14 protein-coding genes are annotated in these 16,959 nt (G+C 42.6%); 10 read left to right on the top strand and 4 right to left on the bottom strand.

Going from position 1 to position 16,959, the window contains the following annotated elements:
* The first annotated feature begins 36 nt into the window (after positions 1-36).
* From C7475_RS03875 to C7475_RS03830, 10 genes are all read left to right on the top strand, one after another.
* Positions 37-753: an ATP-grasp domain-containing protein gene (locus tag C7475_RS03875; RefSeq protein WP_110051255.1), complete on the top strand. Its 717-nt coding sequence runs from the start codon at positions 37-39 to the stop codon at positions 751-753.
* 405 nt (positions 754-1,158) lie between these two features.
* Entirely contained in the window at positions 1,159-1,584 is a 426-nt protein-coding gene (locus C7475_RS03870; protein ID WP_110051253.1) for a hypothetical protein, read from the top strand.
* Positions 1,585-1,931: 347 nt separating this feature from the next.
* Positions 1,932-3,968: a hypothetical protein gene (locus tag C7475_RS03865; protein ID WP_110051250.1), complete on the top strand. Its 2,037-nt coding sequence runs from the start codon at positions 1,932-1,934 to the stop codon at positions 3,966-3,968.
* 317 nt (positions 3,969-4,285) lie between these two features.
* Positions 4,286-5,566, top strand: a complete 1,281-nt coding sequence (locus tag C7475_RS03860; RefSeq protein ID WP_110051248.1) for a sugar MFS transporter — start codon at positions 4,286-4,288, stop codon at positions 5,564-5,566.
* Positions 5,567-5,844: 278 nt separating this feature from the next.
* Complete coding sequence (locus C7475_RS03855; protein ID WP_110051245.1) at positions 5,845-6,849, top strand: toll/interleukin-1 receptor domain-containing protein; 1,005 nt, start codon at positions 5,845-5,847, stop codon at positions 6,847-6,849.
* Between the two features lie 641 nt (positions 6,850-7,490).
* Positions 7,491-7,814: a helix-turn-helix transcriptional regulator gene (locus C7475_RS03850; RefSeq protein ID WP_110051243.1), complete on the top strand. Its 324-nt coding sequence runs from the start codon at positions 7,491-7,493 to the stop codon at positions 7,812-7,814.
* A 4-nt stretch (positions 7,815-7,818) separates the two neighbouring features.
* The gene (locus C7475_RS03845) at positions 7,819-8,292 is read left to right on the top strand and encodes an SRPBCC domain-containing protein (RefSeq protein WP_110051241.1); all 474 of its coding nucleotides are present in this window, start codon (positions 7,819-7,821) and stop codon (positions 8,290-8,292) included.
* A 6-nt stretch (positions 8,293-8,298) separates the two neighbouring features.
* The gene (locus tag C7475_RS03840; RefSeq protein ID WP_110051239.1) at positions 8,299-8,682 is read left to right on the top strand and encodes a DoxX family protein; all 384 of its coding nucleotides are present in this window, start codon (positions 8,299-8,301) and stop codon (positions 8,680-8,682) included.
* A gap of 10 nt (positions 8,683-8,692) precedes the next feature.
* Positions 8,693-9,280, top strand: coding sequence for a YdeI family protein (locus tag C7475_RS03835; RefSeq protein WP_233259756.1), 588 nt, complete (start codon positions 8,693-8,695; stop codon positions 9,278-9,280).
* Between the two features lie 241 nt (positions 9,281-9,521).
* A complete protein-coding gene (locus C7475_RS03830; protein WP_110051237.1) occupies positions 9,522-10,067 on the top strand; it encodes a hypothetical protein in 546 nt (181 codons plus the stop codon).
* Between the two features lie 75 nt (positions 10,068-10,142).
* On the opposite strand, the gene C7475_RS03825 is transcribed toward C7475_RS03830, so the two are convergent.
* From C7475_RS03825 to C7475_RS03810, 4 genes are read right to left on the bottom strand one after another with little or no spacing between them, the layout of a single operon-like run.
* On the bottom strand, positions 10,143-12,473 hold the full coding sequence (locus C7475_RS03825) for a glycoside hydrolase N-terminal domain-containing protein (RefSeq protein ID WP_110051235.1): 2,331 nt from the start codon (positions 12,471-12,473) through the stop codon (positions 10,143-10,145).
* Positions 12,474-12,494: 21 nt separating this feature from the next.
* On the bottom strand, positions 12,495-13,715 hold the full coding sequence (locus tag C7475_RS03820; protein ID WP_110051232.1) for a DUF4998 domain-containing protein: 1,221 nt from the start codon (positions 13,713-13,715) through the stop codon (positions 12,495-12,497).
* A gap of 22 nt (positions 13,716-13,737) precedes the next feature.
* Positions 13,738-14,997, bottom strand: a complete 1,260-nt coding sequence (locus tag C7475_RS03815; protein ID WP_110051230.1) for a DUF4959 domain-containing protein — start codon at positions 14,995-14,997, stop codon at positions 13,738-13,740.
* Positions 14,998-15,026: 29 nt separating this feature from the next.
* Positions 15,027-16,949, bottom strand: a complete 1,923-nt coding sequence (locus C7475_RS03810; RefSeq protein ID WP_110051227.1) for a RagB/SusD family nutrient uptake outer membrane protein — start codon at positions 16,947-16,949, stop codon at positions 15,027-15,029.
* Between the last annotated feature and the right edge of the window lie 10 nt (positions 16,950-16,959).

The raw sequence follows: 16,959 nt of genomic DNA, 5'->3' as shown, positions 1-16,959 counted from the left end.
CGTATATATTCTATCTCATTAATAAAGTATACAGTAATGTCCATTATTAAAACCATACTTCTCATTCCCGAAAAGACTGATGTTGAATTTGAAGATGTTTGTGCAACATGGACGGGCATGGGTGGAGAAGTCAGGCGCTTAGGCAAATATTGGGTCAGGGACGATGAGCTGGCGAACAATAAGATCGCTATATATGGGAATCAAACCTTTGCATTCGTATTAGCGCAGATATATAACGTGGAGTTGCTATCGCCAGATGATACACTGATAGCCAGACTGGAGCCAAAGTGGACCAGGAGAAATATTCAATTGATGACTATTGGAGAACTGGTTGAAGAGGATTTTCCTGTTTTTATAAAGCCGGTAATCCCGAAAATATTTACCGCAGGTGTTTTCGAAACACGGGATGCATTTGCGAACCTAGTACAGGGCTTATCTTTAGATGAGGAAATCCTTGTTTCATCAGTTATTCATCCTATACAGGCTGAAGCAAGAGCATTCATTATGAAAGGCAATATAAACGATCTGGCTTTTTACGAAGGAGTTGCAGACCTGGAAGAGGGGCGTAGGTTCCTGACAGGTTTTATAGCTTCTAATCAGGATTACCTACCGGATGTTGTTGTCGTTGATATTGCGTATAATGAACAGACAGGTTGGTTCGTGTTAGAATTTAATGCTTGCTGGGGAGCAGGGCTTAATAATTGTAGTGCTAAAAATGTTGTTGATTGTATTCTAAGTGCGACAATAAATTAAATAAAAGAGAGGAGTATCTGTGAATTTCAATCTGCCAATAGAACTTCCACCTTTATCCCGTTCTTGGTTAGTAGCATTGCTTAAAACTGCCCCGTCTTTTTTATCTACAAAAACTGGCGAATTGCCGCCTAATGCGCAATAAATATCTCCTTCCAGTGCCCCCCCTTGTATTATACGGAAATACCCATGCGTAGGGTGTTTCAATAATATGATCATCTATAATTATTATATCATGACGGCTGGAAGAACCAGGCTGTTCAACAATTTTAGCGGCAATGTCCCTGGCTTGCTGGAAGGATAGCATAAGTCTTTTTTTATAAAGCGACGAAGTTAACATTTCTTTAAAGAAAGTATGTATCGCAATGCTTATCTTGTACCCTTCACAATATTTTAACTTAAATTAATATGAACCGACACGAAGCAGGGAAACAAGTATGTAAAATAACATTGTATGCAGTGATCCTTATTGAATTGATCTGGCTGGTTGCAGAAAGCAGAGGTGATTTTGCTAATGGCATACTATTTTATGTTCAGGCTCAATTGAACCCTTTGGTATTGAGCTTTTTTGCGCTGTTGTTCGGTTCCTCTTATTTTTTAGGCAAGCGGGCAATCGGAGAAATTGAAAGGGGGAATCCTTATGTCAAAGTAGGCATAATACATGGTTTATTAGGAAGTGGTATTCTTCTCGTTTATTTATTCCTGGTATCGGCGACGATGGGACAGATGTCTACCCTGATACATTCTCTGCCGCAACTTTCTTTTATGATCATATTCCCGATGCTGCTTATCTGGTTTATTGCGGCTAATACGCTTAGACAAAAGATAAATTAGGAGATTCAGACGGTAGCTATGCGAACACTTATATTCTGTTTGCCTGGCTAATTGAAGTTTACTGAGAAGTGAATCAGCGTCTCTGACAATATCAGTGTAGGTGTTACCGTTCGGCGGGGAGGGCAACTATAAAAGGGTATTAAATTGCTTAACATTGCCTAATTCTCTGCGAAGTTGAATATCAAATTTAACAGCCCGATACTGAGATGGGAAAATCTTATGGGATTAGGACTATAATGCAAGAGTAAGATTTAATGTTGATAGAGTGCTAAAATCAAATTTGTTTTTGATTACTAAAAAAATTAGTATTTTTAGAGTGTACAGTTATATCTTACAATAATTACTTTATGGATTTGCCTGTTCAAAATATTGTTGGCGAAGTTGATCTTAAACCAACTGATGCTCTGTTGCCATTGTTTGAAACGGTGGCCAATGCCATTGTAAGCCTGAAACAAACAAAAGATCTTAATAAGGACGAGAAGAAGATTCAAGTTCAAGTTATACGTGGAGAATTTCCGCAAAACAATATCATTTCCAATACAAGGACTATACAATCTTTGAAAGTCATAGATAATGGAAATGGATTTACAGATATAAATTTCAAGTCCTATCAAACGGCTTATTCGCGGCATAATAAGGCTTTTGGCTGTAAGGGGATTGGTAGGTTCACCGTTCTTGCGGCATTTGAGGAAATCAATATTTCAAGTACATATAAGGATGGCGATATATGGAAATATATAGAGTTCAAGTTTGATCCAATTAATGAGGTAACAATAATAGATGTTAAAGAAAGTGAAGAATCCATTAGAAAAACTATCGTCGAACTTTCCTCGTGCTACAATGAAACTATAAAAAAGCAAACCGCACTTTCAGTATCAAAAATTGCGGAAGAGATCATGCGTCATTGCCTTATATATTATTTATGTGATGATCTTCCATTAATTGAGGTATTGGATCTTGAAAATGGTGAGATCGCTTTAGTTAACGATCTTTATAGGCAGGTGTCAAAAGACAGAGAGCGTAATTTCACAGTTGGGAATGAGTCTTTCAAGTGTTATATAACGAAAACTGAAAAGGTCAATAATAGAAAGAATCACTATATACATTATTGTGCAAACTCTCGCGTAGTTGGACTAGGTAGGAGTATTGGAAGGGTGAATAGTATCTTTAGTTATCCGTTAATTGAAAGTGGTAAGGGGTATTATTTGGATGTTTATGTGGTGTCAGAGTATTTAAATAAAAAGGTCTACCACGCAAGAAACGGTTTTACTATTCCACAACAACGTGAAAATGGCCTGCTTAATCTTGAAGAAATCACTTCAGAACTCTGTTTCGATAATATAGAAAAGGCACTTGCAGATTTGTTGGCTAATGAATATGATGACTTTGTTAAGGCAATGCAAGATAGAAATATAAAGGAATTGAAAGACTATATTTCTTCAAAGGCGCCCCGTTATCGGAGATATATTGGTAGAGAAGATATTTTAAGCTTAATTCCGCCTAATCTTACAGATGATAAAAAGGAAGAAGCCCTTTATAAAATTTCCTTTAATGAGAAAAAGAGTATTGATCTGAAAATTCAAAGGTTCATAGACAGAGGAGAAGTTAATCGAGAAAATATTGAGGCAATAAAAAAAGAGCTGGTAGAAAAGACGGCTTATGATGCTGATAATCTTTCCGAATATATGATAAGGAGAAAGGCTATAATTGATTTGTTTAGTCGTTTTCTTGAAGCGGATCAGAACGGAAAGTACAAACTGGAGGAAGATATACATAACCTTATATTCCCCATGGGTGTAACCGATAGGGAAATTACTTATGATTCTCATAATTTATGGCTGTTGGATGAACGTTTTGCAACGTACACATTCATCGCTTCAGATAAACCGATCACTTCTATTTCTCAGAATAGAAGCAGAAAGGAGCCGGACTTATTAATGATAGATCGTCCACCTATGTTCGATAATCCTATAAGTTTTGCACCTGAACAATCCGGAGAGATTTCCTCAATGGTCGTATTTGAATTTAAACGCCCAGGCGAAATTGCTCATCAGAAAAATAAGGCTGATTATAGATGGGAGTTTTCAGAATTGATCGAAGGATATTTTGATGACTTTTTATATGGCAACTCAAAGAAGAACTATAGAGGGAGCCAGGTTGTGGTGAGAAAGGAAACGCCAAAATTCGGATATGTCATTGTTGATATAATTCCTGAACAGCTAGAGGTGTATAATATTGGGAAAGGATACAGAAAGACTCCATTTGGGACTTTTTATAAAATTTACCCTGATCTAAATATGCACATTGAAGTACTTAGGTTTAGCCAACTAATTCAGGCGGTTGAGAAAAGGCATACTCCTTTTTTTGATAAACTATTCAAATAACTGTAGATATTGTGATACCTGCATAAATTCCCAGAAATACATTATATTTATCATAACTATGATGTTGTGCTTTTCTCATCAAGAAAAATGGGAAAAGTTCGAACTTTTTTTTTGTAATTTAATCCGGTGCGAACGCTTAGTGTCAACATTATAAGAAGACATCCCCCAAATATACCGGCGAACAGCTAGCAAGTCCCTGTGATGAAACATAGGATAGGAAATGGATATGGCATCAGTCCCTAAGATAGGGGAAGTGCATCGCGAAGGAAACAACGGGATATGAAACCTTTAAATTTCTCAAGTCCAAAACCACGTATATGAAGAACATTCAAACCAGTAAATTATTCTGGGCAAGCTGCCTGGCATTGTTAGTAACCTCACTTTCCTTCGGTATCCGCGCGGGGATGATGAATCAATTGGGGATTGATTTCCAACTTAGCGCCACTCAGCTGGCGAGCATTACGGCTACCGCTTTCTGGGGTTTCCCACTGGCTATGGTCATCGGCGGTGTTATAGTCGATATCATCGGCATGAAACGCCTGTTGATCATCGCTTTTGTTTTTCACCTTGCGGGTATTGCACTCACTATTTTCGCACAGGGGTACTGGACGCTGTTTTTCTCCACGTTGCTGATCGGTATTGCCAACGGTACGGTAGAAGCGGCCTGTAATCCATTGGTGGCGGCACTTTACCCTAATGAAAAGACAACAAGGCTGAACTATTTTCACCTTTGGTTTCCTGGAGGTATCGTGATCGGCACATTGGTGGTTACTTTGTTTGTCAAGCTAAACCTGGGTTGGCAGTTGCAGGTGGCTACTATGCTGATCCCTACCCTGATCTATGGCTTTTTGTTTTCGAGGCTTGATTTTCCGCTCACAGAAAGGGTTTCATCCGGTTATTCGGAGGGTGACATGTACAAGGCAATCCTTACGCCACTGTTCATCTTTATGCTCATTTGCATGTTCATGACGGCGATCACTGAACTTTTCACCGGACAGTGGATAGGCTTGCTGCTGAAGAACGTAACCGATAATGCGTTGCTGCTGCTGACATTAACTACTGGTATTATGGTCGTTGGCCGGGCCTTTGCGAAGCCGATCGTTAAAAAGCTGGCACCACAGGGAGTTCTCCTGTTTTCTGCCATTTTCGCCGCTATAGGGCTTTATATGCTGAGCACATTTACGGGAAGCTCTGTGTTCGTTGCAGCCCTGATCTTCGGCATCGGCGTATGTTACTTCTGGCCAACGATGATCGGTTTTGTTGCCGAGAACATCCCGCAGTCCGGAGCACTGGGGCTTAACCTGATGGGAGGCGCTGGTATGTTCGCGGTATCGATATATACTATGTTTATGGGCGGATTTTATGACGGTTTGGTAGTTAAGCATCTTCCTGCAGGTTCTAACCTGGATGCTTATGTGGCTGCCGCCGAGGGGACTCCTGAAGCAGCGGCGCTAAACGAGGCAAAGAACCTTGCAGGCCCTGACGTATTACAGGTGACTTTAGTGCTGCCTATTATCCTTATCGTGGCCTTTACATGTCTGGTAGTTTACATGAGATCCAGAAAATCCCGGCAACTCGCCGATACCCAGACTATCTGATAAAACTGATTGATTCAGAATAAGAAGCCATTAAACATAGTGATTGCTATGTTTAATGGCTTTTTGCATTTTACAGAGTGACATCTAAACCGCAACATTGCTGTTATGTCTTTGTTGGATATGCCTTACAGATTAAATCCGATATCAAAAAATACAAACTACTTGGTATTGTTATTTAATATTAATTAAAGCACCTTTAACTCATATTTTTGTATTGACCAACTTCTTTAGTGCTCCATCTGCCATACTTCCAAGTGTCACTCTAAATCAAAGGGAAAATGAATTCTAACAGGAAAAAATTTGACGTTTTTCTTTCGTATAAAAGTCAGGATAATGATTTTGTCCAGCGGCTTAAGCGTGATCTTCAATTGCGTGGTATAAAGGTATGGTTGGACAAAGATGAGATAAGGCCAGGGGATCTATTTGTTGAAGCGTTGGAGAATGGATTGGAGACAAGCAAAACAGTAGTAATAGTAATTACTCCAGAAAGTGTAAATTCAGGCTGGGTACGTCGGGAGAGAGCACGAGCATTATCTTTGGCGACTTCGGAAGGGGTGCAATTGATTCCAATTCTATTCGGAAACGTAGAATTGCCAGGATTTCTAGCGGATTTACAATATATCGATTTTAGGGATTTATCAAAATACGCTGTAAATATTAATCGGCTGATCTGGCCTGGAATTACAGGCAAGGAAGTTTTATTTGTAGGTGTTGCTGGAATTGGCGGGGCTGAATGGGATAGACTAAGGGAAATACTTTATCAATCGGAGCTCGAATTGTATGATATCGAAGATATTGATCGGGTTAAATGGCCAGGATTCGAAAGGAGTGATCCCTATAAAAATGGACGTTTGATTCAGGAGAATACATTCGATCCCTCAAAACAAGTTGTTATTGTTGTAGATCCTTTTGAAGGCCTCCCTGAAGAAGGTAGAACTTTCACACGAAATTCACCCCTTGAATATCTGGACTTCATTCTTCATCATCGAAATGCTACGAGAGGCCTGGAAGGCGAATTAATATTTATTCTCTATTATAAATCTGGCGCATGGGAAACTATTTCGCTAGACGAATCTTATTTGCGTCGTGAATACAGGCAAATCGAGAAGCTTTCTAATAAGCTGACCATTGACGATATCATTGATAGATTTAAAAATTATTTTACGATACATCAGGATACTTCTGGCAACGGAAACCTGGAGAAACAGTTTCAAAATATTTGGATTAAGGTGCAAAGGGAAATTTTGAAAGGAAAACCGTTAAGTGCATCAGATCCAATTTGAGAGATACCAAACGAAACTGCAATTTTTATTAGTCTTAAGTCTGCAATGGAAACGTAGAATAGCAGACTTTACGTTATAGATAATTCTCTATCCTGTCATCCCCCGTCTCCCCTTAGAATTTTCTTCCCGGAATCCGTCCCTCCCTCTCCCAATGTTCCTCTCCCCAAACAGCTCTTACCTCTTATTTCGCTCCTGGCCGGGATCGAAACCAGGTCTTTAGTCCTGATTCCGGCGTCCCAAAATAACCTAAAAGGTGTGCTACTATAGACATTTGCTTACTGTAACCTGTATTTGATCTATATACAACCCATATATAACCCGTATATAATCCGTATCTATTAAATATGGGTTATATATGGCTTATATACGGGGCATATACGGGTTATATACGGGTTATATACCTTATAAGGCACTACTAGCAAGCCTTTCAGGCCATTACTAAAACAAAGTTTTTTTATAGATGATTGATTTTAAATTAGATTATACATTAAACTAGAGGTGTCTTTGTCTTCGGGAAGCAACAACTAAACTGGCAGAAAGAATAGATAAAGCACATTTACCCCATTACATGATAAGAAAATTGATAAAACATTTGTGTAGCTAAATAGCTACATGTATATTTGTAGTCAAATAGCTACGCAATGAATTTAAGAAGAGATGTATTTCAGGCTATAGCAGATCCTACCAGGAGGGCCATACTGGTCCTCGTAGCATCGCAGTCAATGACAGCAGGAGCGATAGCTGCAAACTTTGATACGGCGAGGCCGACGGTGTCAAAACATCTGGCAATACTGACCGAATGTGAGTTGCTGAAACAGGAACAGAACGGACGGGAGATCTATTACCATTTAAACCCACAGAAAATGAAAGAGATAGCAGATTTTATAGAACCATTCCGCCAGATGTGGGATGACAGGTTTAATAAACTGGAATCTATTATGAAAAACTATAAACCTAAACAATAACACTATGGAGCAAAAAACAAAGGTCAATGCCGAAGAGGGCAAACAGGATCTGGTAATAACGAGAGAGTTTGATCTGCCCCTGGAATTACTCTTCAAAGCTTATGCAGAAGCGGAGATCGTTGAGCAATGGATGGGAACAAAGGTGCAGAAACTTGAAAATAAAAAGCACGGTAGCTGGCATTACATAACTTCAGACCCACAAGGTAATCCTGTATTTCAGGCCAATGGGGTGTTCCATGAGTTTAGTCCCAATAAAAAGATCACGAGGACATTTGAAATGGAAAACGCACCGTTTGGCGTCCAGCTTGAATTCCTGGAGTTTATAGCAGTAAGCGAAGATACCAGCAGACTGAATATCCATATCGTGTATGAATCGGTTGAACATAGGGATGGAATGATAAAGATCGGCATGGGTAAAGGCATGAGTATGGCGCATGACCGTTTAGAAAAAATCGTAGGACAATTAAAAGTGAAATAACATCCCATGACAAAAAGGAACAAAATCATTTATTGGATAGCAACACTGTGGCTCGCTTTAGGAATGGTATCGACAGGCATAGTACAGTTAATGCAAAGGAAGGACGAAGTCGATATGATCACAAAGTTGGGATATCCTGTCTATATCCTCACGATCTTAGCCATCTGGAAATTTTTGGGAGCGGTCGCAGTACTTATACCCAGATATCCGCTGCTAAAGGAATGGGCTTACGCCGGTTTTTTCTTTGCCATGTCGGGAGCTGCCATTTCACATATGATAGTAGGAGATCCGTTTAATGAAATATACCCGTCGCTATTGCTGGTCGTACTAACAGCTGCATCCTGGTATTTCAGACCGGCTGAAAGAAAATGTATCTTAGTTAATCAATAAACAGAATAACATGAATAACATGAACCCGAAAGTTGATTTCTATTTTGATCAGAATGAGAAGTGGCAGAAAGAAATAGAGCAATTGAGACTGATCGCTCTTAGTTGCGGATTGACTGAAGAGTTGAAATGGGGTTGTCCCTGTTACACCCACGAGGGTAACAACATCGTTTTGATACATGTATTCAAGGAGTACTGCGCGTTTTTATTCTTCAAAGGTGTATTGTTGAGTGATGCTGATGATATCCTTGTTATTCAGACAGAGAATGTACAGGCAGCGCGCCAGACACGCTTCACTAATGTGAAAGAAATCGTGAAATTAGCACCTGTTCTGAAATCCTATATTTATGAGGCCATAGAAGTGGAAAAGGCCGGCCTGCAGGTGAAATTTAAAAAGGTCACCGAGTTTGCTGTAGCTGAAGAGTTTCAGAAGAAACTGGATAAAAACCCTTCTTTGAAAACCGCTTTTGATGCATTAACGCCAGGACGGCAGAGAGCCTATCTTCTTCATTTCTCTGCACCTAAACAATCCAAAACCCGCGAATCAAGGGTTGAAAAATGTACGCCTCAGATCCTTGAGGGTAAGGGATTAAATGACTAATAAATATCAGCTGTTTTTTTTGACCATTTTTGTAATGATCAATACAAAAAGGGACACCTGAATAAGAATGCCAAAGAAGCCGTCCTGTAAATTACAAAGAGGCGGCTTCTTTGACGTTGTGTAGACATGTTGTAGTCACATTTTAAGAACCGGTAGTTGTTATGTAGTTGGCTGGGGTTTGCTGATCAATGCGTTGTGCCATATATTTGTGAGCGCAATCATTTAAGTGCCCCGTTTACAAATGGAACCCATCATCATAAAAAGATCTACTGACGCGAATATTGAAGCAAGTCTCGGATGCTTATTGGGAGTGTCAATACCAGTTATATTGTTTCTATATGCAATGTTTACAGCCAGGCATAAGTACGATATGATAGCATATGGCATAATAGCAGCAGGTTTTCTTCTTCCTGCATTCATTAGTTTTATTGCGACTAAAATCCCATTAAAAGCCGCATTGAAGATATCAGATGAAGGGTTGGTAGTATCTCCAAGTAAAAGTATCTATGACAGCTTTGCCTTTTTGCAAAAGTTCACAGCCAGATCTGAAAAACGGCTTCTCTGGGAAAATATAAAAGAGTTCAGATTGGTGATTTATTACAAAGAATATACAATGAGCCCCACTGATGGTACGGGATCAACATCCTATACTATACCGAAATATCATCTTTGCGTTACAGACAAAGCGAAAGAGGAAGTTATTTTTTCTATTCATGGTTTGGAAAAGACCCCTGATGAAATTTTGGCGCTATGTAACCGGCTTTTAGAAGAGCATACTTACAGCTGATATTAGATGTCCCCATATAACAAAAAACCGCCTCATTTATTTATGAGACGGTTCCCTGAAGTATTAAAAGTAAGATCAGCTCTTAGCAGCGAAAATCTCTTTTGTCACACCGTTGACCTTTACCTTCACTTTACGTGGTGTAGGCGAAGTAATTTTGTAGCTTATCACTTTCCCATCCTTCCATGCAAAGTCTACGGTGAAGTTTCCGCGTGCTTTTAAGCCTTTTACGGCGCCTTCTGCCTTCCATTGATCTGGTATGGAGGGTAGGAGGTTAATAAGCCCTGCATGGCTCTGTAATAGCATTTCTGCGATGCCTGCAGTCGCACCGAAGTTACCATCTATCTGGAATGGCGGGCCGGCTGATAACATATTCTGGTATACACCTCCGCCTGCGCCATAGTTGATGTCCGTTCTGGCAGTTGGTTTCAGCAGTTCCCGTAATAGTTTGAACGAGCGGTTACCATCCTGCAACCTAGCCCAGAACAATAGCTTATAGGCGATTGTCCAGCTTGGGCCGTCATCACCCCTTACCTCCAGCGATTTCTTAGCTGCAGCTGCCAGGTCGGGTGTGTTTTCCGCAGTGATCAAAGACGCTGGGTACAGTCCCCACAAATGTGAAAGATGTCTGTGTTGAGGATCAGTTTCTTTATAATCCTCCAGCCATTCCATGATCCTGCCGTCTTTGGCAATTACGCCCGGAGGTGGCAGCAATGTGATCTTATCCTGCAGTTCTTTTCTGAAGGCGCTGTCTTTGCCAAGTGTAGCAGAAGCGCTGATCACATTGTTGAACAGGTCGCGGACGATCTGGTTATCGATCGTAGCTCCGATACAGATACTGGCATGTTTACCATTAGGCAAATAGAACGTATTTTCGGGAGAGGAGGAAGGCGACATCACCAGCCAGCCTGTTTTATCATCTTTGATCAGCAGGCTGTTATAGAACACGGCAGATTCTTTGATGACAGGATAGATATCTGCCAGGTATTTTTTGTCGTTCGTAAATGCGTAATGTTCCCAGAGATTATTACAAAGCCATCCGGAGCCGGATTTTGTAGCACCCCAGGAAGCGCTTTCACCAGGTTCTGTGAAGCCCCAGATATTAGTGATAACATGTGCAACCCATCCCGGTGCGTTATAATAGGCACGGGCAGTTCTTTTACCTGGTTCCACCATTCCCTTTACAAGATCAGCCAAAGGCAGGTTCAGTTCGGGAAGATTGGACACCTCTACCGGCCAGTGATTCATCTGCACATTCACGTCAAGGTGATAGTCGCCATTCCAGGGCGTCTGGATCTGATTAGCCCAGAGACCTTGTAAATTAGGTGGCAGCAAACCTGGCCTTGTGCTGGATATCAGCAGGTAACGGCCAAACTGGTAAAAGAGCACAGGCAATTCATTGTCGGCCGCCGAGTTGTTATAGAAAGCAGCCAGGCGCTTGTCTGTCGGCAGGGTACTGGCACTGCCTTTTCCCAGGCTTAACTGCACCCTGTTAAACAGTTTGCTGTAATTAGCGATATGCTGTTTCCGCTGGATAGTATAATCCTTTTTCATAGCGGATGCCAACGTCTGGCTGATCTTCTTTTTGAAGTCAGGGTTTCTGAAATCAGTACCCATAGAAACGTAGAGGATGATCTCTGTGGCATCTTTGATGACCAGGGCATTCCCGTCTGTGTTGATGCTGCCACCTTTCGTACTGGCTTTCACAGTGGCCTGGTATTGCATACCCTTGCCGTCAGTACCGTTGTCCAGCTGACCATATAGTTCAAGTGCATTGCCGGTAGTACGGGTAGATGATCTTTCCTGGCGGCTCATCGTCACGCGACAACTAAGTTTTCCCGGCTGACTTGATGTAAGCCTGATCATCCCCAGGTCATCTCCATAACTGGTAAAATATTCGCGGCGGTAAGTAACACCATCTACTTTATAGCTGCTGGTGGCAATGGCCTGTTGTAGGGAGAGTTTTCTCTCATATTGCTCCGGAGTGCCAGCACCAGCTCCTTCGAACTGTAGCTGCAATTCTCCTAACACCTGGTAACAGCCAAAAGGTACACTGCCTGAGCCTTTACCTGTGCAGATGAAATCTTTGTCCATCAATGCCTGCGCTTCATCATTCCTGCCTTCCTTTAGTAATTGCCTGATACGGGGCAGCTGTTTATACGCTTCGTAATTGTTGGCGTCCTGCGGTGCGCCCGACCAGAGCGTGATATCGTTCAGGACGATCTTTTCGGTCGTGATACCGCCATCAGGCATCATACCTAAACGGCCATTACCGAGGGGAATGGTTTCTTCCCATGTCTGAGCTGGTTTGTCATACTTCAATTCCAGGGTATTGCTTTGCGCAGTGCAAAGCAATACCGGAAATACCATGATGATCGTAGTAATAATTCTTCTTCTTAAAAACATCATTAGACCTGTAACTTGTGTTAATTATTCTTTATTCCAGAACGTGAGCTCTGACAAATTCGTATAACGGCTTTCTCCATTGACGTTGTGCAATACCCTGATACGAATGTAACGTACCGGTGGAGGATTGTCCATCAGCGGAACTTTATAAGCAGCTTTGCCATCGTCCGTTCTTATAACTTCTTTCAGCAATGTCCAACCCTTTGCCTGCATCGCAGCCTTCCAGCCTCCATCATCGGAATTCATTTCCGGCACCGCATCCGTGAGGTCGTCAATGCCCCATACTTCGAACTGGTCAGGATTATTACAACAATCCCTGCCGGTTTCTTCTATCGCTCCCAGGTTGTTATATACCTTACCCATATCAAAGCTAAGCACTCTCGGCATTGTAGCATGGTCGTCAGCGTGGAAGATGTTTGGGTAACCCTGCGGACCAACTGATCCATCCCACAATCTACTTACCCGTGTATCAGACTGATAGATGCCCATATCTCCCCAAAGGTCATGCTCCGCGAAAAGGCTTTTGTCACATTGTATCAGCCTGAAGATAGTAGGAAATGTATCATTTTGCAAGGTATAAAATGTATCCAGTGCTGATGCTACAGGAATGTAGGATGACTTGTATACTACAGGCGTACCAAATTTATAGTCTGTCAGCGTGAGGAAGTCTTCATCAGGCGCTAATGACAACTGCGCCACCTCACCGTTCTTTTTGGTGTATTGCAGGGCAGTGTTAATGTTGATCGTATCTGGTGTGGCAAACCGGATGATGACGGAACTATCTTCATTGATAGTGTAAGGATTCACCGGGTCGCTCAACCTGTTGTTGAGCGTTGCATTATATACCGTACCATATACCCGCGCATTGCTGATCTCCGTGGCTACCGACCTGTTACCTTTTGCATCATACGAATAGATAGTGAAAGAGTATACATATTCCGACAGGCCGGTAATAGTACATTTCACCGTATCCGTAGCATTGTGCGTAGTAGAATTGATGGTAAGGGAATCAGCCTTGTTATTCCAGAACACGGTGTATTTAACAACACTGGGATCGGGGCTGGGATGCCATATCAACTGCAGGCGGTTATTGCCTGGTAGTACTTTTGCATCAGATACTGCACCTGGATATACCAGTTCTTCACCTTCCAGGAAATCGCGGTAGTCAGTAGGCTTTTTACTGCATGCCAGCAATACCACGAAGCATGCCAGCAGGTATATTTTGTTTGTATGATATCGTTTCATTTTCGCCGTTTTAAGTTGTTAATTATCTCGGATCTCCCCAGAAGGTCAGTTCTGTGACGTTGAAAAAGTTATTTGTCCCCGCCATATTTGAGATACATTCGAAGCGCATATACCTCACCTTCGGAAGATCTAGGGAGAAATTGAAACCGAAGCCTGCATTCCATGCAGCAAGGTCGGCGGCATTGTACTGTGGATTAGGCAATTTGGACGGCTTGGGCGGTGCATCATATACACCCAGGTTAATCCAGCCGTTTGGCGTACGTCCACCTACAGGAGGCAGATGGTTTTCGTCCGGCATCGTCTCGTCTACAGGATCGTCTTCCCGTCCCCATAACACCCATCTCTGCGGTGCTCCTGCCTGCCATAACCAGTTACCACTGATGTCTATACTTCTGTTCCAGATGGTATAACGGCTTAATCTGGTGGCTTTGCCCATGTCGAAGGTGATCACCGCCGGCCACACCAACGGCTGTATCGGCTGTTCCGTATGATATCCCGGTGATCCGTTCGTTCCATTCCACAGGTTTTCTATGCCCCATCCGAAGCCGGTTCTGGCATCTGTTCCCAATGTATAACCACGGAATAATGATTTGTCCATCTGGGCTTCAAATACAGGCTTGATAGTAGAGAACAGGGTATCTGAAATATTGCCCCACTGGTCAGTTACATATACCCCGAATTTTTTAGGAATGGTATCATAACCTCGCAGGCTATATGAAATGCTATCCTGGTCGGTATAATTCTGATCGATGATCTGGTACTTGTCGGTCTGGTCAGGCGAAACAACGATGATGCCCAGATTGGCATTGGTCTTATTAAATACAGTGATATTCAGTCCGCCGAAGTCTGGCTGTATCTGCACGGTAGGACGGGCCAGCAGGTAAGCAGGCGTGTCGGGGTGAACGGTCACTGTTACCGGATCCGAAGACACCTGGGCACGGCTTACAGTGCGTAGTATTACCTCATAGTCCTGGCTCTTCGCAAAGCCGTTTACTGTGATACTGTCGGAGTAATAGGAAGACTTTGATTGCCTGCTGGTTTCACCATTGATCTTATATTCCGCCTGCACATACAGGATATTGGGCGAATTCGGAAGGGTATAAGTGATGTACGCTCCACCATTAAAATTGTCCACTTTAACATTTGTGACAGGCCCCGGCTTCGTCATATCGGTAGATACGATCTCGTTGTAACCATCCAGCCGCTTACATGACACGGGTAATACTGCCACTGCCATGAGCAGTAATATCAGCTGATGTATATAATGTGTTCTGTATTTCATACGTGATAATTGAATGATAGTTGGATGTATTACCAGTAAAGTGTTTGCACCAGGTTAGGATTGGTCAGCAGGTCGTAGTCCTGTATAGGGTAGAGGTAGTTCCTGACGCCGAATGCTGTTTGTTGTGCAATTCTCACCTGGTAATATCCTTCAGTTGTTTTGTTAAACACATTCCAGCCCAGCAGCGGAGTACTTAATACGCCCTGCAGTTCCTTCCATCTCCGGAGGTCCCATCCGGCCTGTCCTTCGAAAGCAGTTTCAATTCTTCTTTCCTGGTGAATGATGGCTCTTAACCCGTCTTTAGAAGTGTATTTATTAGGATTGTTAGAATACTGAGACCAGGAGGTTGCTACACCCTGTAGTCCGGCTCTCTCGCGCACTTTATCTATCCATTTGTAGGCCTCTTCACCGGGACCACTCACTTCGTTCAGACACTCTGCATACAACAGCCATAAACCGGTTAGGCGAATAAACGGCCATGAATAATTCTGTTGCACACTGTTTTGTCCGAAGGTGGTTTGATAAGGTACCAGCTTTTTCGGCCAGTAGCCGGTAGCGTTATAGCGCAGCTGATCAGGAGGAGCGGCAAAGCCATTCACTGCGTTTACGTAGTTAGGATTGTTATCGTCCAGATTACCAGATCCGAACCATACACTGCCATCAAAAGCAACGTCTGCATAATAACGTGGTTCCCTGGCAAAGTTGCCTTTAACAGTGGTGTAACCTTTCTTTATGTAATAAGCATGCGCATCATCGCCTGTCTGCAGTTTATACCTGTTCTTATAGTCCCAGAACCTGTCTTCATTGATCGGTACACCATTGCTGCTATAGAAGATCTCTGATTGTCCGATGGGTACGGAGAAGTTGGAATACACGGCGAACACGTTTGCCGCAGCTTCTGCGGTCACACGTGGAGAGGCCATATATTGCCAGCCGAATTGCGGATTGAGTGTCCATATCTGCTCTGTATTCCAGCTGTCTACAATTGCTCCCTGGATGGTAAGCATTCTGCGTGTAGCGTCAGACATATGTACTACACCTCCTGTGATCCTCAACTGGTATAAGTCTGCGCCGGCAGTAACAGCAGCATCAATAGCATCTTTACACGCGATCATGGCGTTCTCCCACTTTTTATTGTCGTATTCAGCAGGGAACAATCTTGTACCATCGCCTCTTTTCATTGATGCATAGTCAGGATTACCATTGAACAACGGGCTGGCCTGTGTAACCAATACTTCAGCCTTTACTGCCTTTGCGATAGTAGCACTGATACGGCCCTGTTCAGCAGCGAGGTTCTGTATAACCGGCGGCAGATCAACGATAGCTTCATCAAGCAAACGCACTACATAATTGAAGCAGGAGTCAAGCGGTTGTTGTTTTATCCTTACTTCGTCTATAGAAGCATTTACCGGCAGGTTCGCATCTACAATAGGAATAGGTCCGTACATCCTGATCAGCCAGTAATGGAAATATGCTTTCAGGAATTTAGCTTCCGCGCTCCATCTTTTCCGCTGGAATTCCGGCAGGTCAAGTGGAATGTGCACATTTTCCAGGAAGATGTTACACTTCCTGATAGCCTGCCACATATTCAGGCCCATGTTATAGCCGTCCCAATAGTTCAGTAGTGGGTTAGCGCTGTTCTGAATACCACGCATAATGGCGAATCCGGCGTCTCCGCCATTGCCGCCCAATGTAGTCAGGTCGGGTAGGGGATATGGGAACAGGATCTCGCCTGATGTTGTAAAACCGGGGTTTCTGCGTACATCAGAGAGCGCCTGTAGCGTTGCATAACATCCGAATAAATAAGCTTGTGTTTCATTCGCATTGGCAAAAGCGCTTTCCAGTGTAGCTACATCATCGGGTACGACATCCAGGTATTTACTACAGGATGGAAGTGTAGTTACAGAAAGGCAAAGGACTGCGCAAAGCAAAAATTTTATAATGGTCTGCATTGTAATCGTT

The sequence above is a fragment of the Chitinophaga sp. S165 genome (assembly GCF_003182155.1).
GTDB lineage: Bacteria > Bacteroidota > Bacteroidia > Chitinophagales > Chitinophagaceae > Chitinophaga.
The sequence above is the reverse complement of the archived record's forward strand: the minus strand, read 5'-3'. Positions and strand labels throughout refer to the sequence as shown.